Origin of the sequence: Streptomyces sp. NPDC126497, from assembly GCF_040302425.1 — a bacterium.
Classification (GTDB): Bacteria; Actinomycetota; Actinomycetes; order Streptomycetales; family Streptomycetaceae; genus Streptomyces.
The window spans coordinates 1-23,873 of sequence record NZ_JBEORT010000052.1 but is presented as its reverse complement, the minus strand read 5'-3'; the positions used below and the strand labels follow the sequence as shown (position 1 = coordinate 23,873).

At 73.6% G+C, this 23,873-nt stretch carries 16 protein-coding genes and 3 pseudogenes; 12 read left to right on the top strand and 7 right to left on the bottom strand.

Features of this window, described 5'->3' with window-relative positions; all coding sequences use genetic code 11:
* Positions 1–41: 41 nt before the first annotated feature.
* From dnaG to ABTY20_RS21430, 4 genes are all read right to left on the bottom strand, one after another.
* A complete protein-coding gene (gene dnaG / locus ABTY20_RS21445) occupies positions 42–1,970 on the bottom strand; it encodes a DNA primase (RefSeq protein ID WP_351998610.1) in 1,929 nt (642 codons plus the stop codon).
* A gap of 83 nt (positions 1,971–2,053) precedes the next feature.
* On the bottom strand, positions 2,054–3,319 hold the full coding sequence (locus tag ABTY20_RS21440; protein ID WP_351998609.1) for an NAD(P)/FAD-dependent oxidoreductase: 1,266 nt from the start codon (positions 3,317–3,319) through the stop codon (positions 2,054–2,056).
* 92 nt (positions 3,320–3,411) lie between these two features.
* A complete protein-coding gene (locus tag ABTY20_RS21435; protein ID WP_351998608.1) occupies positions 3,412–4,686 on the bottom strand; it encodes a deoxyguanosinetriphosphate triphosphohydrolase in 1,275 nt (424 codons plus the stop codon).
* 160 nt (positions 4,687–4,846) lie between these two features.
* Entirely contained in the window at positions 4,847–5,614 is a 768-nt protein-coding gene (locus ABTY20_RS21430; RefSeq protein WP_351998607.1) for a sirohydrochlorin chelatase, read from the bottom strand.
* 212 nt (positions 5,615–5,826) lie between these two features.
* On the opposite strand from ABTY20_RS21430, the gene ABTY20_RS21425 reads away from it, so the two are divergent.
* The 4 genes from ABTY20_RS21425 to ABTY20_RS21410 all read left to right on the top strand — a co-directional run bounded on the left by ABTY20_RS21425 (position 5,827) and on the right by ABTY20_RS21410 (position 10,589).
* Positions 5,827–6,525 carry a SanA/YdcF family protein gene (locus tag ABTY20_RS21425; RefSeq protein ID WP_351998606.1) on the top strand — a complete coding sequence of 233 codons (699 nt, stop codon included), beginning with the start codon at positions 5,827–5,829 and terminating at the stop codon, positions 6,523–6,525.
* A gap of 101 nt (positions 6,526–6,626) precedes the next feature.
* A complete protein-coding gene (locus ABTY20_RS21420; protein WP_351998605.1) occupies positions 6,627–8,804 on the top strand; it encodes a molybdopterin oxidoreductase family protein in 2,178 nt (725 codons plus the stop codon).
* 476 nt (positions 8,805–9,280) lie between these two features.
* A complete protein-coding gene (locus ABTY20_RS21415; RefSeq protein WP_351998604.1) occupies positions 9,281–9,826 on the top strand; it encodes a hypothetical protein in 546 nt (181 codons plus the stop codon).
* 115 nt (positions 9,827–9,941) lie between these two features.
* A complete protein-coding gene (locus tag ABTY20_RS21410; RefSeq protein ID WP_351998603.1) occupies positions 9,942–10,589 on the top strand; it encodes a class F sortase in 648 nt (215 codons plus the stop codon).
* Positions 10,590–10,613: 24 nt separating this feature from the next.
* Here ABTY20_RS21410 and ABTY20_RS21405 read toward each other — a convergent pair whose 3' ends face one another.
* Positions 10,614–11,396: a sulfite exporter TauE/SafE family protein gene (locus ABTY20_RS21405; RefSeq protein WP_351998602.1), complete on the bottom strand. Its 783-nt coding sequence runs from the start codon at positions 11,394–11,396 to the stop codon at positions 10,614–10,616.
* A 174-nt stretch (positions 11,397–11,570) separates the two neighbouring features.
* Between ABTY20_RS21405 and ABTY20_RS21400 the strand changes: the two genes are divergently transcribed.
* The 6 genes and pseudogenes from ABTY20_RS21400 to ABTY20_RS21375 all read left to right on the top strand — a co-directional run bounded on the left by ABTY20_RS21400 (position 11,571) and on the right by ABTY20_RS21375 (position 16,919).
* Positions 11,571–12,788: an NAD(P)/FAD-dependent oxidoreductase gene (locus ABTY20_RS21400; protein ID WP_351998601.1), complete on the top strand. Its 1,218-nt coding sequence runs from the start codon at positions 11,571–11,573 to the stop codon at positions 12,786–12,788.
* Positions 12,788–15,385, top strand: coding sequence for a nitrite reductase large subunit NirB (gene nirB / locus ABTY20_RS21395; RefSeq protein ID WP_351998600.1), 2,598 nt, complete (start codon positions 12,788–12,790; stop codon positions 15,383–15,385). The genes ABTY20_RS21400 and nirB overlap by 1 nt, the downstream gene beginning before the upstream one ends.
* A complete protein-coding gene (nirD, locus tag ABTY20_RS21390) occupies positions 15,382–15,732 on the top strand; it encodes a nitrite reductase small subunit NirD (RefSeq protein ID WP_351998599.1) in 351 nt (116 codons plus the stop codon). The genes nirB and nirD overlap by 4 nt, the downstream gene beginning before the upstream one ends.
* A 65-nt stretch (positions 15,733–15,797) precedes the next feature.
* Positions 15,798–15,923 (top strand): annotated as a pseudogene (locus ABTY20_RS21385) (TetR family transcriptional regulator); the annotation flags it as partial.
* A pseudogene (locus ABTY20_RS21380) lies at positions 15,904–16,239 on the top strand (SDR family oxidoreductase); the annotation flags it as partial. The pseudogenes ABTY20_RS21385 and ABTY20_RS21380, both read left to right, overlap by 20 nt.
* A 269-nt stretch (positions 16,240–16,508) precedes the next feature.
* The gene (locus ABTY20_RS21375; protein WP_351998598.1) at positions 16,509–16,919 is read left to right on the top strand and encodes an excalibur calcium-binding domain-containing protein; all 411 of its coding nucleotides are present in this window, start codon (positions 16,509–16,511) and stop codon (positions 16,917–16,919) included.
* Between the two features lie 167 nt (positions 16,920–17,086).
* Here the strand turns inward: ABTY20_RS21375 and ppdK are convergent, their stop codons facing one another.
* On the bottom strand, positions 17,087–19,849 hold the full coding sequence (ppdK, locus tag ABTY20_RS21370) for a pyruvate, phosphate dikinase (protein WP_351998597.1): 2,763 nt from the start codon (positions 19,847–19,849) through the stop codon (positions 17,087–17,089).
* A 571-nt stretch (positions 19,850–20,420) separates the two neighbouring features.
* Between ppdK and ABTY20_RS21365 the strand changes: the two are divergent.
* Positions 20,421–21,134: pseudogene (locus ABTY20_RS21365) on the top strand (CDP-alcohol phosphatidyltransferase); the annotation flags it as partial.
* A gap of 3 nt (positions 21,135–21,137) precedes the next feature.
* Here ABTY20_RS21365 and dusB read toward each other — a convergent pair.
* The gene (gene dusB / locus ABTY20_RS21360) at positions 21,138–22,310 is read right to left on the bottom strand and encodes a tRNA dihydrouridine synthase DusB (RefSeq protein WP_351998596.1); all 1,173 of its coding nucleotides are present in this window, start codon (positions 22,308–22,310) and stop codon (positions 21,138–21,140) included.
* Positions 22,311–22,423: 113 nt separating this feature from the next.
* Between dusB and ABTY20_RS21355 the strand changes: the two genes are divergently transcribed.
* Positions 22,424–23,873, top strand: a 1,450-nt coding sequence (locus tag ABTY20_RS21355; protein ID WP_351998595.1) for an MFS transporter, incomplete at its 3' end; no start/stop codon positions are given.

The following is a 23,873-nucleotide window of genomic DNA, read 5'->3' as shown; positions in this document are numbered from 1 at the left end:
CCGGTGACCGGCCGATTACCCGGGCCCGGTCCCGTCCGCGCTCACAGCGCGGCCGCGCCGTGCTCCCGCAGGGCCTGGTCGTACTGCTGGAGGACCCACAACTCGTTCTGCACGGCCGCCAGTTCACCCGGGTCGCCGTGGGTGCTGAGACGGGTGAGGCGGCTGGCGACGTCACGGATGCGGCGCTCGACCGCGCGGCGCCGGACGGTGACCAGCTGGGCGCCCGCGTAGGTCTCGTCGACCTCCTTGACGCCCCGGTGCAGCAGGATCGCCTCGACGGCGAGTTCGGTGACCATGGCCCGGACGGTGTCGTCGGGAGCGGCCTCCCGGACCCGGATCAGGTACTCCTGCGGGTCCTGCACGCCGTACTCCGCGCCGCCCGCGTCCAGGATCGCCTGCCGCACGGCCGCGTAGGGCGGGGCGGTGAACTCGTCGACCCCGTACGCGTCGAAGGCCGGGGAGACCAGCTCCGGGCGCTGGAGGGCGAGCTTGAGCAGTTCGCGTTCGGTGGCGAAGACCGGGTTGCGGAGGGTGAGGGCGGGGCCGCGCGGGACCGGCCGGTCCGGGACGGAGGCGTACGGCCGGGGGTCGCCGCCGCGCTGCCGGCGGTCCGGCTCCGGACCCTTGCCGCCGCGGTCGCGGGCCCAGCGGGCGAGCTGGGCGACCCGCTTGACGACGAACTGGGTGTCGAGGATGCCGAGCATGCCGGCGAGCTGCACGGCGACCTCGTGCTGAGCTCCGCTGTTCTTGATCCGCGCCACGATCGGGGCGGCCTCGTCGAGGGCGGCGGCACGGCCGGCCGGGGTGTCCAGGTCGTAGCGGCGGACGATCTGACGGAGGGCGAACTCGAAGAGCGGGGTGCGGGGTTCGACCAGGTCGGCGATCGCCTCGTCGCCCTTGGCGAGACGCAGGTCGCAGGGGTCCATGCCGTCGGGGGCGATGGCGATGTAGGTCTCGGCGGCGAACTTCTGGTCGTCCTCGAAGGCGCGCAGGGCCGCCTTCTGGCCGGCCGCGTCGCCGTCGAAGGTGAAGATCACGCGCGCGCTGCCGTTGTCCATGAGCAGCCGGCGCAGGATCTTGATGTGGTCGCCGCCGAAGGCGGTGCCGCAGGTGGCGATGGCCGTCGTCACCCCGGCCAGGTGGCAGGCCATGACGTCGGTGTAGCCCTCGACGACGACCGCGCGGGAGGACTTGGCGATGTCCTTCTTCGCCAGGTCGATGCCGTAGAGGACCTGGGACTTCTTGTAGATCGCGGTCTCGGGGGTGTTGAGGTACTTGGGGCCGGTGTCCGCCTCGTACAGCTTGCGGGCGCCGAAGCCGACGACCTCCCCGCCGATGTCGCGGATGGGCCACATCAGCCGGCCGCGGAAGCGGTCGATGGGGCCGCGGCGGCCCTCCTGGGAGAGACCGGAGAGGACCAGCTCCTTGTCGCTGAAGCCCTTGCCGCGCAGGAAGCGGGTGAGGTGGTCCCAGCCCTGCGGGCTGTAGCCGACCCCGAAGTGGACGGCGGCGGCCTGGTCGAAGCCGCGGTCGGCGAGGAAGGCCCGGCCGGTGTCCGCCTCGGGCGAGGTGGCGAGCTGCTCCGCGTACCACTCGGCGGCGATCTTGTGGGCCTCGACCAGCCGGATGCGCTCCCCGCGCTGGTGGGCGGGGTTGTACCCGCCCTCCTCGTAGCGCAGGGTGATGCCGGCCTGGGCGGCGAGGCGCTCGACCGCCTCCGAGAAGGAGAGGTGGTCGATCTTCATCACGAACGTGAGGGTGTCGCCGCCCTCCTGGCAGCCGAAGCAGTGGAAGAGTCCCTTGCTCGGGCTGACCTGGAAGGACGGCGACTTCTCGTCGTGGAAGGGGCAGAGTCCCTTGAGGTTCCCGCCGCCCGCGTTCCGCAGCTGGAGGTACTCGGACACGACGGCGTCGATCGGGACCGCGTCCCGAACCGCCTTCACGTCCTCGTCATTGATCCGTCCTGCCACGCGTGAATTCTACGGGGCCGAGCCGACGTCCCCGGGTGCCGCGGTGCCCGCGGGCCGACGGCACCCGGCGGACGCCCGGACGCCTAGGCGAGAAGACCCTCCAGGGGGACGCGGGGATCCGCCAGCGCCTCCGTGTCCACCCGCACGCCGGACCGGATCAGACCCTGGATCGGCTCCGTGACGTCCCACACGTTCACGTTCATCCCCGCCAGCACGCGCCCTTCCCGGACCCAGAACGCGATGAACTCGCGCTTCCCCGCGTCGCCCCGGATCACCACCTGGTCGTACGACCCCGGCGGCGCCCACCCGGAGTACTCCATCCCCAGGTCGTACTGGTCGGTGAAGAAGTAGGGAACGCGATCGTAGATCTCCTCCCGGCCCAGCATGGAGCGGGCGGCCGCCGGGCCGCCGTTCAGCGCGTTGGCCCAGTGTTCCACCCGCAGCCGCGTGCCGAAGAGGGCGTGCGGGAAGGACGCGACGTCGCCGGCCGCGTAGACGTCCGGGTCGGAGGTGCGCAGCCGCTCGTCGACGAGGACGCCGCCGCCGTCCGCGGGGTCGGCCAGCGCCAGGCCCGCCGCCTCCGCGAGGGAGGTGCGCGGGGCCGCGCCGATGGCCGCGAGGACGGCGTGCGCGGGGTGCTCCTCGCCGTCGTCGGTGCGGGCGGCGAGGACCATGCCGTCCTGTCCGGTGATCTCGGTGAGCGTGGCGTCGAAGTGGAAGCGGACGCCGTGGTCGCGGTGCAGCTCGGCGAAGATCTGGCCGAGCTCGGGGCCGAGGACCGAGTGCAGCGGGGTCCGGCCGCGGTGGACCACGGTGACCTCCGCGCCGTACCCGCGGGCCGCCGCCGCGATCTCCAGGCCGATCCAGCCGGCGCCGGCGATCACCAGATGGCCGTTGTCCCGGCCGAGGGAGGTCAGGACGCCCTTGAGGCGTTCGGCGTGGGCGAGGCGGCGCAGGTGGTGGACGCCCGCGAGGTCCGTGCCGGGGATGTCCAGGCGGCGGGGCTCGGCACCGGTGGCGAGCAGCAGTTTGTCGTAGTGGACGGTGGTGCCGTCGTCGCCGAAGCGGACGGTCCTCGCCTCGCGGTCGACGGCGTCGACGGTCTGGCCGAGGTGCAGCTCGACGTCGTGGTGCGCGTACCAGGCGGGCTCGTGGACGAAGACGCTGTCGCGTTCGTCCTTGCCGAGGAGGTAGCCCTTGGACAGGGGCGGACGCTCGTAGGGGTGGTCGCGCTCGTCGCAGATCAGTATCACGCGGCCGGTGAAGCCCTCCGCTCTCAGCGTCTCGGCCGCCTTGGCGCCCGCCAGTCCGCCTCCGACGATGACGAATGTCTGATCCGCGTCGACCACGTGATGCCTCCTCGTGAAGGTGTCGCCACCTGTGAGCGTCCCGCACACAGCATGATGCCGTAAGGGGAGGCGACCCGATCCGGCCGTACGGCTCACGCCCTCCTCGTGAGACGGGCGTGGAGCGAGCGGGCCGCGGCGTCCGTGAGCGACGCGATCCGGTCGACGATCACCCGTTTGCGGGCACGGTCGTCGGGGGCCCGGTCGAACAGGGTGCGGAACTGCGGGTCCAGGCCCTCGGGGGCGCGGGCGGTGAGCGCGTCGGCCAGTTCCAGGACGACGATCCGCTGGTCGGCGCGGAGCAGCTCCTGTTCGGCGCGCTGCATGACGTACCGGTCGGCGACCGCCTTGAGGACCGCGCACTCCATGCGGGTGCTGCGCGGTACGACCAGCTCGGCGCCGTACCTGGTGAGGTGCCCGGCGCCGAAGGCCTGGCGGGTGGCGCCCTCGGCGGCGAGGCAGAAGCGGCCGATGAGCTGGCTGGTGGCGTCCTTGAGCCGGGCCTGGGCGACGGCGGTCCCGTCGTAGCCGTGCGGCCACCACTCCTGGGCGAGGAGGCGGTCGAGGGCCTCCGCGAGTTCTTCCGGGTCGGTGCCGGCGGGGACGTAGCGGCCGACGGCGACGGCGAAGACGGCCCGGCGTTCCGGCTCGGCGTGCAGGCAGGCCGGGTCGATGTGGCCGGCGTGCAGGCCGTCCTCCACGTCGTGCACCGAGTAGGCCACGTCGTCGGCCCAGTCCATGACCTGGGCCTCGAAGCAGGTGCGGGTGCCGGGGGCGCCCTCGCGGATCCAGTCGAAGACGGGACGGTCGTCGTCGTAGACGCCGAACTTCGGGGAGGCCGGGTCGGTGGGGTGGGCTCCGCGGGGCCAGGGGTACTTGGTGGCGGCGTCGAGGGCGGCGCGGGTGAGGTTGAGGCCGACGGAGCCCTCGGGGGTGAAGCGTTTGGGTTCGATGCGGGTGAGGAGGCGGAGGGACTGGGCGTTGCCCTCGAAGCCGCCGCAGTCCTCGGCGAACTCGTTCAGCGCCTGCTCGCCGTTGTGGCCGAAGGGCGGGTGCCCGAGGTCGTGGGAGAGGCAGGCGGCCTCGACCAGGTCGGGGTCGCAGCCGAGGGCGGCGCCGAGTTCGCGGCCGACCTGGGCGCACTCCAGGGAGTGGGTGAGGCGGGTGCGGGGGCTGGCGTCCCAGACCTGGCTGGGCTCGCCGGGGGTGACGACCTGCGTCTTGCCCGCGAGGCGGCGCAGGGCGGAGGAGTGCAGGATGCGGGCGCGGTCGCGCTGGAAGGCGGTGCGGCCGGGGCGTTTGTCGGGCTCGGGGGCCCAGCGGGCGACTGACGTCGGGTCGTACGCGGTGGGGGGTGCGGTGCCTTCCATGTGCTGAACATTAAGGGGGAGGTGTGACAGTCGGGGCGTGCTCGGGCGGTTCGTGGCGCGGTGGGTCCTTCCGTCCCCGCCGCCCCTTCCCGTCCCCGGGGACTGCGCCCCGGCCCCCTGTGCGCGGTTCCCCGCGCCCCCCGGGTGCCTTCTGCGCCCCTCAGAGGGCCGGTGCCGGCTCCAGGGGCGCGGGGGACGGGGTCCTCGCGGTCCGGTCGTAGCGGTGGAGGAGGAGGCGGGCCATCGCGGGGTGGGTGCCCAGGGGGGCGGAGACGATCCACGGGGCCGCCGCCGCGGACTCCGCGGCGAAGCGGCCGGGGGCGGTGAAGCAGGAGGCGACGGCGACGCGGTGGCGGCCCCGGGCGGCCAGGGCGCGCAGGGCGTCGGGGACGGTGGGGGTGGCGGCGGAGGCGTAGGCGGGGACGACGGGGACGCCGAGGCGCTGGGCGAGCAGCCGTGCGGTGTGGCCCGTGTCGGCCCTCGACTCGGGGTCGCGGGAGCCCGCGGCGGCGAGCACCACCCCGCTCGCGCGGCGGGTCGCCGGGTCCTCCGGGGTGCGCCAGCCGGCCTCGGTGAGGCGGGCGTGCAGGGCGTCCACCAGCAGGGGGTGCGGGCCGAGCGGGGCGGCCACGCGTGTGTGCAGCCGCGCCCCGGCGGCCGTCCCGGGGATGTCCCGCTTGACGTGGTACCCCCGGCTGAGCAGCAGCGGGACGAGGACGGCGGCCCGGGCGCCCCGCGCGTCCAGCCCGGCGAGGGTGTCGGGGAGCAGGGGCTCGTTCAGCTCGATGTGGCCCAGGTGCACGGGCAGGTCCGGGCGCAGCGCGCGGACGCGGTCCAGGAGCTGCCGTACGGTGCTCAGCGCGCGCGGGTCGCGGCTGCCGTGGGCCACGACGACGAGGGCGGGGGGGTTCATGGTGTACGGCGTCATGCACCGATCGTGGGTGCGGGACGTTGCCTTCCCGTTGCGCGGGCGTGACGGGTGTTTTCCGGCGGTTCACGGGGTGGACGGCGGCGGGTGTGAGGCCGCCCGGCCCGGGGCCTCCCCCCGGTCCGTGAAACCGGTCACGGTGTGCGCGGCGAACCGGAGGGCTCGGCGGGGCGTCTCTCCCGGTCGAGGACCGACCGGGGAGGACCCGTCCGATGCGCCGTTTCAGCGTTCGCCGTCCGCGTCCGCCGCGTACCCGTGCGGGGTGGCGGCGGCTGGTGCGGGGGGTGGTGGCGGTGTGCGTGCTGGCGCTGCTGCCGGCGACCTGGCTGCGCCTGACCACGGACGACCGGCTGCGCACCGCCGCCGACGTGCCGCGCACCGACGTCGCCGTGGTCTTCGGCGCGGGCCTGTGGGACGGGGAGCCGTCGCCGTACCTCGCGCACCGGCTGGACGCGGCGGCGGAGCTGTACCGCGCGGGGCGGATCGAGGTGGTGCTGGTCACCGGCGACAACAGCCGCGAGGAGTACGACGAGCCGGACGCGATGCGCGCCTACCTCACCCGGCACGGCGTGCCCGACACGCGGATCGTCGGCGACTACGCGGGCTTCGACACCTGGGACTCCTGCGTCCGCGCGAAGGAGATCTTCGGCGTGGACCGCGCGGTGCTGATCAGCCAGGGCTTCCACATCCGCCGCGCGGTGGCCCTGTGCGAGACGGCCGGCATCACCTCGTACGGCGTCGGCGTCGACGACCGCCACGACGTGACCTGGTACTACGGGGGCGTCCGGGAGATCCTCGCGGCGGGCAAGGCCGCCCTGGACGCCGCCTTCCGCCCGGACCCGCGCTTCCTCGGCCCGAAGGAGCCGGGGGTGGAGCGGGCGCTCGAGGAGGCCGCCGCGCGGACGGGCTGACGTGCCCCTCACCGCGGGCCCCGGCCGGTGGGGAGGCCGCCGTACCCGGGGCGTAACAGCGGCCGGCGCGGTGCGTAACACCGACGGCGCAGCCTGGGCGCATGCGAGAGACCGTGACGCCCACGCACTGCCCCTACTGCGCCCTGCAGTGCGGGATGAATCTGACGCCGGCCCCCGACGGGAGAGCCGTCGTGGTGAGCGAGCGCCCGGACTTCCCGGTGAACCGGGGGGCGCTGTGCGGCAAGGGGCGTACGGCGGCCGCCGTGCTGGCGCCGGGCGTGCGGCTGACCTCGCCGCTGGTGCGGTCCGCGGGGGGCGCGCTGGAGCCGGCCTCCTGGGAGGAGGCGCTGGGGCGGGTCGCCGGGGGGCTCGGGCGGACGCGTGCGCAGTACGGGGCGGACGCGGTCGGGGTGTTCGGCGGGGGCGGGCTGACCAACGAGAAGGCGTACAGCCTGGGGAAGTTCGCCCGGGTGGTGCTGGGGACCTCCCAGATCGACTACAACGGGCGGTTCTGCATGTCGTCGGCCGCGGCGGCGGGCGGCAGGGCGTTCGGTCTCGACCGCGGGCTGCCGTTCCCGCTGGAGGACGTCCCGAGGACGGGCTGCGTGATCCTGGTCGGGTCGAACCCGGCGGAGACCATGCCGCCGTCGCTGCGGTACTTCACCGAACTGCGGGAGAACGGCGGCACGCTGATCGTCGTCGACCCGCGCCGCACGAAGACCGCCGAGCAGGCCGACCTGCACCTGGCGCCGCGTCCCGGCACCGATCTCGCGCTGGCGCTGGGCCTGCTGCACCTGGTCGTCGCCGAGGGGCGCACCGACGAGGCGTACATCCGGGAGCGCACCAGCGGCTGGGAGGAGACCCGGGCCGCCGCGATGGCGCACTGGCCGGAGTACGTGGAGCGCATCACCGGCGTCCCCGTGCCCGAACTGCGGGAGGCGGTACGGCTGTTCTGCGAGCCGGAGGCCGCGATGGTGCTCACCGCGCGCGGGCCCGAGCAGCAGTCCAAGGGCACCGACACGGTGGGCGCGTGGATCAACCTGTGCCTGGCGACGGGACGGGCCGGCCGGCCGCTGTCCGGGTACGGGTGCCTGACCGGGCAGGGCAACGGACAGGGCGGGCGCGAACACGGCCAGAAGGCCGACCAGTTGCCCGGCTACCGCAAGCTGACCGACCCGGCGGCGCGGGCGCACGTCGCCGAGGTGTGGGGCGTGGACCCCGACTCGCTGCCGGGGCCCGGGCGCAGCGCGTACGAACTGCTGGACGCGCTCGGCACGGACGTCCGCGCGCTGCTGCTGATGGGCTCCAACCCGGTGGTGTCGGCGCCGCGCGCCGCGCACGTCGAGGAGCGGATCCGCTCGCTGGACTTCCTGGCCGTGTGCGACGTGGTGCTGTCGGAGACGGCCGCGCTCGCCGATGTCGTCCTGCCGGTGACGCAGTGGGCGGAGGAGACGGGGACGACGACGAACCTGGAGGGGCGGGTGCTGCTGCGGCGACGGGCGGTCGCCCCGCCGGAGGGCGTCCGCAGCGATCTGGAGGTCATGCACGAGCTGGCCGCGCGGCTGGGGGGCGACGGGGGGAACCTGGAGAAGAAGTTCCCGACCGACCCCGAGGAGGTCTTCGAGGAGCTGCGCCGGGCCAGTGCGGGCGGGCCCGCGGACTACTCCGGGATCACCTACCGCAGGCTCGCGGAGGAGAACGGCGTGTTCTGGCCGTGCCCGGCGGACGGGGACCCGGGGGAGGGCGGCCACCCCGGCACCCCCCGGCTCTTCCTCGACCGGTTCGCCACCGAGGACGGGCGGGCGCGGTTCGCTCCGGTCTCGCACCGGGCGGTCGCCGAGGAGCCCGACGAGGAGTACCCCGTGCTGCTGACCACGGGGCGGGTCGTGGCGCAGTACCAGTCCGGGGCACAGACCCGGCGCGTGGAGGAGCTGAACGCCGCCGCGCCCGGCCCGTTCGTGGAGCTGCACCCCCGGCTGGCGGAGCGGCTCGGCGCGGCCGAGGGCGACCCGGTGGCCGTGGTGTCCCGGCGGGGGCGGGCGGTGGCGCCCGCCAGGATCACGACCGCGATCCGCCCCGACACGGTGTTCATGCCGTTCCACTGGGCCGGTGAGGGCCGCGCCAACACCCTCACCAACCCCGCCCTCGACCCGACCTCCCGCATGCCGGAGTTCAAGGCGTGCGCGGTGCGCCTGGAGGCGGTGGGAACCGGTCGGTCCGCCCCGACCGCGCTCCGGGCCGCCGCGGCCGCCGGGTCCTCGGCGCCGCCCTCGCCGTAGAGGTGCGCGGCCGCGTCCGGGGCCGCCGTGCGGGCGCCGCGTCCGCACCTCCCGCAGCCGCCGCCGGACCGACGGGCCGCCGCCCGTTCCCGGCACACCGGTCCGAGCGCCCCGGCGCCGGCGACGGTGTCCTCGGCACCAGGGCCCACCCCGCCGGCGGCACGCCGGTGCCTCCTCCCGCCGCGTCCGCCTCCCGGCACGGGATCCTCGCGGACGTGCCGGTCACCCGTTCACCCCCCTGCCCCGCACTCTTCGGGTGCTTCTCCCGCGGTCGGCCGGTCCGGCACCGGTGACCTGCTGGAACGCGGTGCGGGTGGCGGCCGTCCGGGTGCGGCCCGGCACCCGTTCGGCCCGCGCCCTGACACGTCCTCAGGAAGCGGTACCGCGCCGGTGGCACTTACCTCGAAGGAGCAGGGACGCGACCGACGGCGGCACATGGGGGTGCCGCGGGCCGTGCCCCGCCCGAGGGAGCATCGATGCGACGTACCGCCCGGCTGCTGACCGGCACGGCCGGCACCGCGCTCGCCGTGGCCACCGCGGGGCTGCTCGCCGCGCCCGCGTACGCCGGGGGGAGCGCCGGCCCGTCGACGGGGAACCTGGAGGTGTACCCGTCCTCGGTCGTGCCGGGCGCGCACGTCACGGTGAACACCGCGGCGTGCGGCGACGGCGGGACGGCGGCGGGCGACTCCAGCGCCGTGGGCGCCGGCCTGTTCATGCTGGCGCCGAGCGCCCACGAGCGGGACGTGATCGGGCAGTTCCAGGTGCCGCCGAGCGCGCAGCCGGGGACGTACGAGATCGTCGCGACGTGTGACGGGAGCGGCCGGCGGGTGGCCGGTGACCTGGTGGTCACGCTGACGCCCGACGCGCGGCAGGTGGTTCCCCGGGGAAGCGTGAAGACGGGGGTCGGGGGCGCACTGGGCCCCGACCCCGTGCAGACCGCGGCCGGCGTGACGGCTCTCGCCGTCGCCGCCGCGGGCGGTACCTGGCTCCTGCATCGCCGGGCGAGAGGCGACGGGATCTGACGGGCACCCTCCGCTGCCCGTCCGCCGGTACCGCACGTCCCCTCCCCCTCCGGGTCCGACGCCCCTCGCGGCCCGGAGGGGGACGGGGCCCACCCGAGATGAGGTCACGTCCGTGATGCGCCGCAGGTTCCGCCGGCCCGGGGGTCCGGGCAACACGGTGATAGCCGCCGTCACGGTGTGCGCGCTGTGTGCGGGGATGTGGCTGCTGCTCGACGGGACCGGGGCGCAGGCGCCGCCGCAGCCGTCCGCCGCCCAGGCGCACACGGGGGACGACGACCGCAGCGCGGGCGCCGAGGTCCCCGCCCTGCCGCCCTCCCCGCCCGACCGCGTCCGCATCCCCGCGATCGGCGTGGACGCGCCCCTGACCGGTCTCGGCCTGACGGAGACCGGCCGCCTCGACGCCCCGCCCGCCGACCGGGAGAACCTCGCCGGCTGGTACGAGGCCGGCACCACCCCCGGCGAGCGGGGCACCGCGATCATCGCGGGGCACGTCGACAACGCCGACGGCCCCGCCGTCTTCTACGCCCTCGGCGCCCTGCGCAAGGGCGGCACCGTCGAGGTGGACCGCCGCGACGGCCGCGTCGCCGTGTTCACGGTGGACGCGGTCGAGGTGTACGACGCGGAGGACTTCCCCGACGGGAGGGTGTACGGCGCGGCGCCCCGCCCCGAGCTGCGGGTCATCACCTGCGGCGGCGGTTACTCCCGGACCACCGGCTACCGGGGCAACGTCGTCGTGTACGCCCACCTGACCGGCGTCCGCTGAGCCGGGGGCCGCCGGCTCGACCGCTCAGGCCAGCCACTGTTCGTACGCCAGGTTCGCCACCAGGGCGAAGACGACCGTGAGCAGGACGACGCGGACGAAGCCGCTGCCCTTCTTCAGGGCCGTGTGGGCGCCGAGCGTGCCGCCCGCCAGGTTGAACACCGCCATCAGCACCGCCAGCTGCCACAGCACCGCGCCCTGCCAGGCGAACATCGCGAGCGCGCCGGCGTTGGTGCAGCAGTTGACGATCTTGGCGGTGGCGGAGGCGGTGACCAGGTCGAGGTGGAGCAGGGCGGTGAGCGCCAGGACGAGGAACGTGCCGGTGCCGGGGCCGATGAGACCGTCGTAGAAGCCGATGCCGAGGCCGGCCAGGCCGATCGCGGCGAGGATCTGGCGGCGGGTCGCCGGGCCGGTGGCGGGGGCCGTGCCGAAGGCGGGGCGCAGGATCACGAAGGCGGCCACGGCGAGCAGTACCACCATGATCACCGGTTTGAGGACCTCGGTGCTCATCCCGGCCGCGAAGAAGGCCCCGCCCGACGATCCGGCGAGGGCCGCGAGGCCGATGCGCACGGCGGTCCTCACGTCGACCGGCGCCTTGCGGGCGTAGGTGACCGCCGCGCCCGTGGTGCCGACGATCGCGACCGCCTTGTTGGTGCCGAGCGCGTGCGCGGCGGGGGTGCCGGCGGGCAGGCCGAGCAGCAGGGCGGGCAGGAGCAGCAGTCCGCCGCCGCCGACCACGGCGTCGATCCAGCCGGCGGCGAGGGCGGCCAGACAGAGCAGGACGACCGTGGTCAGGGAGATGTCGGGCATGGTCGGGAGCCTAGGGACGGGATAGATGCCACGTCCATCAAGATGAGCGTTACTTGAGGTTGCCGCCGGGGTCGGCCTCCTCACACCCGCCGTGTCCCGCCACTGAGGGCAGCGTTCCGTACGGGAAACAGAAGGGATGCCGACGGGTAACACCCGCACCGCAGGCTCGGGGGCATGACCTCGAACGAGCGCGTGGTGGTGATCGGCTCCGGCCTCGCGGGCGTACGACTCGCCCGGCGGCTCGGCGAGCTCGGCACGCCCGTGACGCTGATCGGCGAGGAGGAGCACCGCCCGTACAACAGGGTGCTGCTCGCCGAGGTGCTGGCCGGACGCTACGGCCCCGAGGTGATCGCCCTGCCGGCGCCCGCGGAGCTGACCCGCGCCCGGGTCACCGGCATCGACCGCGCGGCACGGACCGTCGGCTGCGCGGACGGGTCGGTGATCGCATACGACAGGCTGGTCCTGGCCACCGGCTCCAACCCCGTGCTGCCCCCGCTGCGCGGCCTGTTCACCGAGGACCACGAGCTGCCCGAGGGCGTGCACGCGTTCCGCACCCTGGACGACTGCCTGGGCCTGGCCGGGGCGGTACGGCCCGGGGTGCGGGCGGTGGTGATCGGCGGCGGGCTGCTCGGGGTCTCCGCGGCCCGCGCGCTCGCCGTGCGCGGCGCGCAGGTCGTCCTCGCCCAGCAGTCCGAGCGGCTGATGGAACGCCAGCTCGACCCGGCCGCGTCCAGGCTGGTCCGGCGGCATCTGACCGACCTCGGCGTGGAGGTGCACACCGAGTGCCGGGTGCGGGACGTGCGCTGCGTCGGCGGCGCGGTCCGCTCGGTGGAGATGGCCGACGGCTACGCCCTCGACGCCGACCTGGTGGTGCTGGCCTGCGGGGTGCACCCGAGGGTCGGTCTCGCGCAGGCCGCCGGGCTCGACGTGGCCAAGGGCGTCGTCGTCGACGACGAGCTGCGCACCTCCGACCCGTACATCCACGCGATCGGCGACTGCGTCCAGCACGCCGGCACGGTGTACGGGCTGGCCACCCCCGCGCTGGAGCAGGCCGACGCGCTCGCCGCGCTGCTCGCCGGGGACACCGGCTCCCGCTACACCGGCACCCGCTCGCTGACCCGGCTCACCCTCACCGGCCCCGACAGCCCCTTCGACCTGGCCGCGTTCGGCGAGACCGAGGCGCTGCCGGGTGACGACGTCGTCCAGCTCGCCGACGCCACCCGGGGCACCTACCGCAAGGTCGTCGTCCGCGAGGACCGCCTGGTCGGCGGGGTCCTGGTCGGCGAACTCGGCACCGTCGGCGCCCTCGCGCGCGCCTGGGAGGGAGCAGAGCCGCTCCCGTCCGCCGGCGGCCCCCTGCTCCACCTGCTCACCCATGACGGAGGCTCCTGATGTCCACGGACACATCGACCATCGTGCTCATCGGCCACGGCATGGTCGGCCAGCGTTTCCTGGAGGCGCTCGCCGAGCGCGGCCTGACCGCCACGCACCGCGTGGTCGTGCTGTGCGAGGAGCCGCGCCCGGCGTACGACCGTGTCCAGCTCACCTCGTACTTCTCGGGGAGGACGCCCGAGGACCTGTCGATGACGGACATGGCGTTCATCGAGGAGCACGGCATCGAGCTGCACGTCGGTGACCCGGCGCAGACCGTCGACCGCGAGGCGCGCACGGTGACGGCCCGCTCCGGGCTGGTCGTCGACTACGACGTCCTGGTGCTGGCCACCGGCTCCTACCCGTTCGTGCCGCCGGTGCCGAACAGGGACGCCGAGGGCTGTTTCGTCTACCGCACGATCGAGGACCTGCTCGCGATCGAGGAGTACGCGAGGAAGTCCACGACCGGTGCCGTGGTCGGCGGCGGTCTGCTCGGCCTGGAGGCGGCGGGCGCGCTCAAGGGCCTCGGACTCACCTCCCACATCGTGGAGTTCGCGCCCCGGCTGATGCCCGTCCAGGTCGACGAGGGCGGCGGCGCGGCGCTGCTGCGCACCGTCGAGGAGATGGGCCTGACCGTCCACACGGGCGTGGGCACCCAGGAGATCGTGGTCGGCGAGGACGGCGCGGTCACCGGCATGAGGCTCTCCGACGGCTCCGAACTCTCCACCGACCTGGTGGTGTTCTCCGCCGGTGTCCGCCCCCGCGACCAGCTGGCCCGGGACTGCGGCCTCACCGTCGGCGAGCGCGGCGGCATCGCGGTCGACGAGCAGTGCCGTACGGTCTCCGACCCGCGCGTGTTCGCGATCGGCGAGTGCGCGCTGGCCGCCGACGGCCGGGTGTACGGCCTGGTGGCGCCCGGTTACGAGCAGGCCGAGACGGTCGCCGCGACCCTCGCCGAGGACGAGTCCGCTTTCACCGGCGCCGACCTGTCCACCAAGCTGAAGCTGCTCGGCGTGGACGTGGCGTCCTTCGGCGACGCGCACGGCACCGCCGGGGACTGCCTGGACGTCGTCTACTCCGACTCCCGCTCCGGCCTGTACAAGAAGCTGGTCATCGGCCGGGACGGCACCCTGCTCGGCGGCGTCCTGGTCGGCGACGCGGAGGCGTACGGCACCCTGAAGGCCTTCACCGGCTCCGTCCCGCCGGTCTCGCCCGAGTCGCTGGTGCTGCCGGCCGGCGCCGGGGGCCCCGTCCAGCTCGGCCCGTCCGCGCTGCCGGACGACGCGATCATCTGCTCCTGCAACAACGTCCGCAAGGGCACGATCCGCGAGGCGGTCACCGAGCACCGGTGCACCACCGTGCCCGAGGTGAAGAAGTGCACCAAGGCCGGTACGACGTGCGGCAGTTGCGTCAAGGTCCTCGGCCAGCTCGTCAACGCCGAGCTGGAGGCGAGCGGCGTCGAGGTCGACAAGGGCCTGTGCGCCTGCTTCTCCCAGACCCGCGAGGAGCTGTACGAGATCGTCCTCGCCCTGCGCGTCACCTCCTTCCGGGACCTGCTCGACCGGCACGGCCGCCAGGAGGCCCGCGGCGGCGAGGGCTGCGAGGTCTGCAAGCCGACGGTCGGCTCGATCATCGCCTCCCTCGCCCCGGCGATCGGCGCCAGCACCCACGTCCTCGACGGCGAGCAGGCGGCCCTCCAGGACACCAACGACCACTTCCTGGCCAACCTGCAGAAGAACGGCTCGTACTCGGTGGTGCCGCGCATCCCCGGCGGCGAGATCGCCCCGGAGAAGCTGATCGTGATCGGCGAGATCGCCCGCGACTTCGGCCTCTACACGAAGATCACCGGCGGCCAGCGGATCGACATGTTCGGCGCGCGGGTCGAGCAGCTCCCGGTGATCTGGGCCCGCCTGGTCGACGCCGGCTTCGAGTCGGGGCACGCCTACGGCAAGTCGCTGCGCACGGTGAAGTCCTGCGTCGGACAGACCTGGTGCCGCTACGGCGTCCAGGACTCCGTCCGCATGGCGATCGACCTGGAGCTGCGCTACCGGGGCCTGCGCTCCCCGCACAAGCTGAAGTCCGCGGTCTCCGGCTGCCAGCGCGAGTGCGCCGAGGCCCGGTCGAAGGACTTCGGCGTCATCGCCACCGCGGGCGGCTGGAACCTCTACGTCGGCGGCAACGGCGGCGCCACCCCGCGCCACGCCGACCTGCTCGCGCAGGACCTCTCGGACGCCGAGCTGATCCGTCTGATCGACCGGTTCCTGATGTTCTACATCCGCACCGCCGACCGCCTGGAGCGCACCAGCGTCTGGCTGGACCGCATCCCCGGCGGCCTGGACCACGTGCGGGACGTCGTCGTCCACGACTCGCTCGGCATCTGCGACGAGCTGGAGGCCCTGATGGCCGCCCACGTCTCGCACTACCGCGACGAGTGGGCCGAGACCATCAACGACCCGGAGAAGCTGGCCCGCTTCGTGTCCTTCGTGAACGCCCCCGACACCCCCGACCCGGTGGTCGCCTTCGTCCCCGAGCGCGACCAGATCAAGCCCGACCTGCCGCTGCTGAACATCGGCCTGCGCCCTGCCGACGAGATCCTGGAAGGAAGCGTCACGCGATGACCCTGGCACTCGAGACCACCGATCTGAAGGTCCGGCTCCGCCTCGCCGACGACTGGTTCACGGCCTGCGACCTGAGCGCGCTGCTCCCCGGCCGCGGGGTGGCCGTCCTCCTTCCCGACGGCCGCCAGGTCGCCCTCTTCGCCGACCGCACCGGCCGCCTGTACGCCATCGACAACCGCGACCCCTTCACCGGCGCGGCGGTCCTCTCCCGCGGCCTGACCGGCACCCACCGGGGCCGCCCCTTCGTCGCCTCCCCTCTCCTGAAGCAGCGCTTCGACCTGGAGTCGGGCCAGTGCCTGGACGACGAGGCGGTACGGGTGACGGCGTACGAGGTGAAGGCGGCCTGACCGGTGAAGGCCGTCCGACCACCGTTTCTTGACCGACCGTTTCAGAAAGTCCTGGGCTGCTCCGCGTGGCCAGGACCAAGGAGTCCGATCCGGACGCCGCGCTGCGGGCAGCCCTGGAGCTGTTCCGGCGGCGCGGCCACGAGGCGACGTCGATGTCCGACCTCGTCACCCGCCTCGGCCCTCGGCGCGCACAAGCGCAGCCCGGGAGCCACCGCCTACGCCGCCACCAGGGCGGCCGTCTCCGTGCTCACCCGGGGCGCCGCCCTGGACCCCGCCTCGGAGGGGATCCGCGTCAGCGCCGTCAGTCCCGGCGCCACGGCGACGGACATGTCGCTGCGACCGGACGAGACGGAGGCCGGGCGGGCGGAGCACGTGCGGCGCGAGGTGCCGCTCGGCCGCGTCCCGGCGGTCGAGGAGGTCGCGGCGGCGGTGCTCTCCCCGGCGTCGGACGGCGCGGCGTCGGTGGTGGGCACCGACCTCGTGGTGGACGGCGGCCGGACGGCCTGACCCACCCCGGGGGCGGCCGCCCGGCTGCCGGGTCCCCGACGGTCCGTGCCGGACGGATCCGGGCGGCGATCCCCGCGGAATCGAGGGCTCCGGAGAGGGCGCCGCGATGAAGGGTTCCTTCCGTTCGTGGCGTTCCGCCACGGGGCCGTCACATCACGTTCACATCACAGGTCTCTCCTCCCCCTCTGCAGCAGTACCGACCCCCCAGTAACTTCATCTCGCCACAGCCCGTTCACCGGCACCACACTCGGACTTGGGGGGCTCTTGCCATGCACCCGATGCGTTCCTTCACCACGGTCCTCGCCGCCCTCGCCCTGGCCGCCCTCCCCGCCACCGCCGTGGCCCACGACGGGGACCACCCCTTCACGAGCTGCTCGGAGGCCTACGGAAACGGGTACTCCGGGATCTCCAGCGGGGACGACCACTACGATCCGCAGCTCGACCCCGACGGCGACGGCGTCGCCTGCGACGAACCGCCCGCGGACTTCACCCCGCGCGACCACACGGAGATCGGCGGGGACCCCACCCCCACGGCCGACACCGGCACCACCGCCCGGGGCGACGACCTCGCCGAGACGGGCAACGACGTCACGACGTACCTGACGATCGGCGTCTGCGCCGTCGTCCTCGCCGGGGGCGCCCTGCTCCTCGTCTCCCGGCTGCGCCGCAACGGCGGCTGACCGCGCGCCCCACCGGGCGCGACGGCGGGCCGCCGCCGCACGCACGCGGGAAGGGGCGGCACCCCCGCACGGGTGCCGCCCCTCCTTCGTGCTCCGGAGCCGTCGCCGATCGGTGAGGGTGGTCGGGTGACAGACGACGGCTCCGGGGTCCACTCGCCCCGGAGGGCTCAGCGGTGGTCGCTGCCCGCGGAGGTGACGGCCGCGCGGCCGGCCTCCAGACGGGCGACCGGGATGCGGAACGGGGAGCAGGAGACGTAGTCCAGGCCGACCTCGTGGAAGAAGTGGACCGACTCCGGGTCGCCGCCGTGCTCGCCGCAGACGCCGAGCTTGAGGTCGGGACGGGTCTCCCGGCCGGCCTTGGCGGCGAGCTTCACCAGGGAGCCGACGCCGTCCTTGTCGATCGTCTCGAACGGCGACACCCCGAAGATGCCCTTCTCCAGGTACGCCGTGAAGAAGGAGGCCTCCACGTCGTCCCGGGAGAAGCCCCACACCGTCTGGGTGAGGTCGTTGGTGCCGAAGGAGAAGAACTCCGCCGCCTCGGCGATCTGGCCGGCGGTCAGCGCGGCGCGCGGCAGCTCGATCATCGTGCCGATGGCGAGCTTCAGCCGGGTGCCGGTGGTCTGCTCGACCTCGGCGATGACCCGGTCGGCCTCCTCGCGGACGATCTCCAGCTCCTGGACCGTGCCGACCAGCGGGATCATGATCTCCGCGCGCGGGTCGCACTTGGCCGCCCGGCGCTCGGCCGCGGCCTCCGCGATGGCCCGCACCTGCATGGTGAACAGGCCGGGGATGACGAGGCCGAGGCGGACGCCGCGCAGACCCAGCATCGGGTTCTGCTCGTGCAGCCGGTGCACGGCCTGCAGCAGGCGCAGCTCGTTCTCGTGCGGCTCCTGCCGGGACTCGGCGAGGGCGACGCGGACCGACAGCTCGGTGATGTCGGGCAGGAACTCGTGCAGCGGCGGGTCGAGCAGGCGGATGGTGACCGGGAGACCGTCCATCGCCTCGAACAGCTCGACGAAGTCCTTCTTCTGCAGCGGCAGCAGCGCCTTGAGGGACTCCTCGCGCTCGGCCTCGGTGTCGGCCAGGATCAGGCGTTCGACCAGTTCGCGCCGGTCACCGAGGAACATGTGCTCGGTGCGGCACAGACCGATGCCCTGGGCTCCGAAGCGGCGGGCGCGCAGCGCGTCCTCGGCGTTGTCGGCGTTGGCGCGCACGCGCAGCCGGCGCTTGCGGTCGGCGAAGGCCATCATCCGGTGCACGGCCTCGACCAGTTCGTCGGCGTCGTCGGCGCCCGGGTGCATCCGTCCCTCGAAGTACTCGACGACCGGGGAGGGCACGACCGGGACCTCGCCGAGGTAGACCTTGCCGGTGGAGCCGTCGATGGAGACGACGTCGCCCTCCTCCACCACGTGCCCGCCGGGGACGGTCATCCGGCGGCGCTTGGTGTCGACCTCGAGCTCCTCGGCGCCGCAGACACAGGTCTTGCCCATGCCGCGGGCGACGACGGCCGCGTGGGAGGTCTTGCCGCCGCGCGAGGTGAGGATGCCCTCGGCCGCGATCATGCCGTCCAGGTCGTCGGGGTTGGTCTCGCGGCGGATCAGGATGACCTTCTCGCCGGAACGCGACCACTTGACGGCGGTGTAGGAGTCGAAGACCGCCTTGCCGACCGCCGCGCCCGGGGAGGCGGCGATGCCGCGTCCGACCTGCTCGACCCCTTCCCCGCGGCGGGCGTACTCGTCGTCGAAGCGGGGGAACATCAGCTGGGCGAGCTGGGCGCCGTTGACCCGGGTCAGCGCCTCGGCCTCGTCGATCAGGCCCTGGTCGACGAGCTGGGTGGCGATGCGGAAGGCGGCGCCCGCGGTGCGCTTGCCGACGCGGGTCTGGAGCATCCACAGCCGGCCGCGCTCGATGGTGAACTCGATGTCGCAGAGATCCTTGTAGTGGTTCTCCAGGGTCTCCATGATCTGCATCAGCTGGTCGTACGACTTCTTGTCGATCGACTCCAGCTCGGCGAGCGGCACGGTGTTGCGGATGCCCGCGACGACGTCCTCGCCCTGCGCGTTCTGCAGGTAGTCGCCGTAGACGCCCTGGTGTCCGGAGGCGGGGTCGCGGGTGAAGGCGACGCCGGTGCCGGAGTCGGGGCCGAGGTTGCCGAAGACCATGGAGCAGACGTTGACGGCGGTGCCCAGGTCGTGCGGGATGCGCTCCTGACGGCGGTAGAGCTTGGCGCGGTCGCCGTTCCAGGAGTCGAAGACGGCCTTGATGGCGAGGTCCATCTGCTCGCGCGGGTCCTGCGGGAAGTCCCGGCCGGCCTCGGCCTTGACGATCTTCTTGAACCTGGTGACGAGCTTCTTGAGGTCGGCGGCCTCCAGCTCGGTGTCGACGGTGACCTTCTTGGCCGTCTTCGCCGCGTCCAGCGCGTCCTCGAAGAGCTCGCCGTCGACGCCGAGGACGGTCTTGCCGAACATCTGGATGAGGCGCCGGTAGGAGTCCCACGCGAACCGCTCGTCGCCGGCCTGCTCGGCCAGGCCCTGCACGGACTTGTCGGAGAGGCCGATGTTGAGGACGGTGTCCATCATGCCCGGCATGGAGAACTTGGCGCCGGAGCGGACCGACACGAGGAGGGGGTCGTCGGTCTGGCCGAGCTTCTTGCCCATCTTCTCCTCGAGGGCGTCGAGGTGCGCACTCACCTCGTCACGCAGTGCCGCCGGCTCCTCGCCGCTGTCGAGGTAGGTCTTGCAGGCCTCGGTGGTGATGGTGAAGCCGGGCGGGACGGGAAGGCCCAGGTTGGTCATCTCGGCGAGGTTGGCCCCCTTGCCGCCCAGCAGGTCCTTCAGGTCCTTGTTGCCCTCGGTGAAGTCGTAGACGAACTTCACGCCCTCAACGCTCGTGCCCGACTGAGCTACCTGGGGATCTTTGTTTTCCGACACGGGTCTCGACTCCTCGAGGACGCGGTGGCTGCCCTGACGGCGAGGAATGTACCCAGATCAAAGGCTTCTGGGTACGTCCACTTGCGTGTCATGTGCCTGTAACCAGCCCCCCGCCAGCGGATCGAAAGTCAAGGCTTGGCAAGCCCGGGTGGCCGAATGTTTTCACCTCTTGAACGCATCAGTTTTTCCTTCGCCCCGTGACCGCTCAGATGAGCAGTGATAGCCACGTCTGATTTCGCTCGATGAACGATCAAGGGATGGCACCGAGTGCCACCCTTTGAGAAGTGCAGCCATCCATGATCCGCTCATCTGAGCGCAACCCTTATCAAGGGTGGCGAGAATCACGCTGCCACAGCGGGCCGGATTTCACCATGCGGACCGCGCCCGGCCCCCCGTCCCCCGTCGCCCGGCACCGGAAATCCCGGTCGGATGAACGCGCGGTCCCCTTCCCCCGTACTCCCCGTAGGGAACGACGGCGGACCCGGACCCCCACGCCGGGTCCGCCTCCCACCGGCCCTGCCCGGAAGGAACCTCCGGGGCGCCTGTCCCCGCCCGCCTGCGCGACTCCCGCACCGCCGCCGCCCGCCTCGTCCCCACCAGGGCGTTCCGCGAGGCCGGCGCCCGGGACACCGTCGGCGTCATGCCGGGCGTGCGGAAGACCTGGCCGGAGGCCGAGTGGTACGGCCTCGACAAGGTCTACGACGCCTTCGACCTCGGCTACGCGGGGCCGAGGTCCGGCTGGTCGACCGTGCCGGACCAGTACGCCCTGGAGGCCTTCCGGCGCCTGGAGCACGGCAGGGGGCGCGACCGGCCGCCGATGGCGGAGATCATCCTCACCTCCGGCCGCCGGCCCCGGGCGCCCCTGCCGGAGCCGGTCGGCCGGGACGAGCTCGGCGAGGGCTCGGTCTTCGACGCGGTGCGGAAGGCGGGGAAGGAGTCCTGCGACGTCATCGCCGACTCCACCGCGTCCCGACGGGAGTGCGGCAGGTCGATCGCCTACTCGGTCACCGGCCTCACCCGGTGGCTGGAGCGCTACGGCACCGACGACGCCGTCCTCGCCCTCCTCGGCGACCACCGGCCCATCGCCCGGGTGAGCGGCGACCGCACGAGCCGGGACGTGCCGGTGCCGCTCGTCGCCAGGGACCCGGAGGTGCCGGAGAAGATCGACGACTGGAACCGGACGGAGGGCCTCCGTCCGGCACGGGAGGCGCCGGTGCGGAGGATGAGCTCCTTCCGCGACCGCTCCCTGACGGCCTACGGCTCCACGCCCCGCCCCACGGAGGGCCGGTCAGCCCCCGGAGGTGTCCAGTTCGGCGTCCTCGCCGACGCCCGCGCAGTCGTACGGGTCCTTCAGCCAGCCGTCCGGCAGCACCACCCGGTTGTTGCCGGACGTACGGCCGCGGGGGCCGTCGGCGCCGGCGGGCCAGGGCTGGTCGAGGTCCAGCTCGTCGAGCCCGGACCGCAGCTCCTCCAGCGAGGAGGTGACCGCGAGCCGCTTGCGCATCTCCGAGCCGACCGCGAAGCCCTTCAGGTACCAGGCGACGTGCTTGCGGAAGTCGATCACCCCGCGCGACTCGTCGCCGATCCACTCCCCCAGCAGCGTGGCGTGCCGGACCATGACGTCGGCGACCTCGCGCAGGGTGGGCCGCACGAAGGAGTCGGCGCGTCCCTCGAAGGCGGCGACCAGGTCCGCGAACAGCCACGGCCGCCCCAGGCAGCCCCGGCCCACGACCACGCCGTCGCAGCCGGTCTCGCGCACCATGCGCAGCGCGTCCCCGGCCGACCAGATGTCGCCGTTGCCGAGCACCGGGATCTCCGGGACGTGCTCCTTCAGCCGGGCGATGGCGTCCCAGTCGGCGGTGCCGCCGTAGTGCTGGGCGGTGGTGCGGCCGTGCAGCGCGATGGCGGTGACGCCCTCCTCGACGGCGATCCGGCCGGCGTCCAGGTAGGTCAGGTGGTCGTCGTCGATGCCCTTGCGCATCTTCATCGTCACCGGCAGGTCCCCGGCCCCGCCGACCGCCTCGCGCAGGATGGACCGCAGCAGGTTCCGCTTGTACGGGAGGGCCGAGCCGCCGCCCTTGCGGGTCACCTTGGGGACCGGGCAGCCGAAGTTGAGGTCGATGTGGTCGGCGAGGTCCTCCTCCACGATCATGCGGACGGCCTTGCCGACGGTCGCCGGGTCGACGCCGTACAGCTGGATGGAGCGCGGCTCCTCGCTCGCGTCGAACCGGATCAGCTGCATGGTCTTGTCGTTGCGCTCGACCAGCGCCCGGGTGGTGATCATCTCGCTGACGAACAGGCCCTTGCCGCCGCTGAACTCCCGGCACAGGGTGCGGAAGGGGGCGTTGGTGATCCCGGCCATGGGGGCGAGCACCACGGGCGGCCGCACCGCGTGCGGGCCGATGCGCAGGGTCGTGTCCGGGGCCGTGTCCGAGGCCGTGTCCGGCGTGGTCGTGGGCATGGGCATTCCCCCATTGTCCCGCACGCCGAGGGGTACCCGGCACGCCGGGACCCGAAGACCGTGTAACGGTCATTAGTTAACCGCACTACAGAAACACCCGTACGATGGCACCCATGCCCGAGCTCAGCCACGGCCGACGCCTGCTGGTGCTCTCGATCTGCTGCATGAGCCTGTTGATCGTGAGCCTGGACAACACGGTCCTCAACGTCGCCCTGCCCGCCCTGCAGAGGGAGTTCGACGCGAGCACCTCGGGACTGCAGTGGACCGTCGACGCGTACACGCTCGTCCTGGCCTCCCTGCTGATGCTCGCGGGCTCCACCGCCGACCGGACCGGCCGCAGACGGGTGTTCATGACGGGCCTGGTGGTCTTCACCCTCGGCTCGGTGCTGTGTTCGCTGGCGCCGGACCTGTCGTGGCTGGTCGTGTTCCGGATGGTGCAGGCGGTGGGCGGCTCGATGCTCAACCCGGTCGCCATGTCGATCATCACCAACACCTTCACCGACCCCCGCGAGCGGGCCCGCGCGATCGGCGCGTGGGGCGCGGTCGTCGGCATCTCGATGGCCGCGGGACCGCTGGTCGGCGGGCTGCTGGTGGAGTCGGTCGGCTGGCGCTCCATCTTCTGGGTCAACCTGCCGGTGGGGCTGGCCGCGCTGCTGCTCACCTGGCGCTTCGTCCCGGAGTCCCGCGCCCCGAGGGCCCGCCGCCCGGACCCGGTCGGCCAGTTCCTGGTGATCGTCCTGTTCGGCTCCCTGACGTACGCGATCATCGAAGCCCCGCACGCCTCCCTCCCGGGGACCGCCCCCTTCGCCGCCGTCGCGCTGATCGCCCTGCTCGCCCTGCTGTGGTACGAGCCGCGCCGTCGCGAGCCCCTCATCGACCTGCGCTTCTTCCGCTCCGCCCCGTTCAGCGGGGCCACCGTGACGGCCGTGGGCGCGTTCGCCGCGCTCGGCGGCTTCCTGTTCCTGTCCACGCTGTACCTGCAGAACGTACGGGGCCTGAGCGCCCTGGACGCGGGTCTGTGGATGCTCCCGATGGCCGTCCCGACCTTCCTGTGCGCCCCGCTCTCCGGACGGCTGGTCGGCAGCCGGGGCCCGCGCCTGCCGCTGCTGGTCGCGGGGACCGTGATGACGGTGAGCGGGCTCCTCTTCGCCCTCTTCGAGGCCGAGACGTCGAACGCGACCCTCTTCCTCGGCTACGTCCTGTTCGGCGTCGGCTTCGGCTTCGTGAACGCCCCGATCACGAACACGGCCGTCTCCGGCATGCCGACCGCGCAGGCGGGGGTGGCCTCGGCGGTCGCGTCCACCAGCCGTCAGCTGGGCCAGGCGCTGGGCGTCGCGGTGATCGGCGCGGTGCTGGCGGCGGGGGTGGGCTCGTCGTCGTACGCGGACGCGTTCGTGACGGCGGCGCGGCCGGGGTGGTGGATCCTCGCGGGGTGCGGGCTCACGGTGCTGGTCGTGGGCGCCCTGACCTCGGGCCGCTGGGCCCGCGGGACCGCCGAGCGCACGGCGGAGCGGCTGGAGTCGCCGCAGACGCGCCGGACCGCGGGCGCGGGCGCGCGGCGGG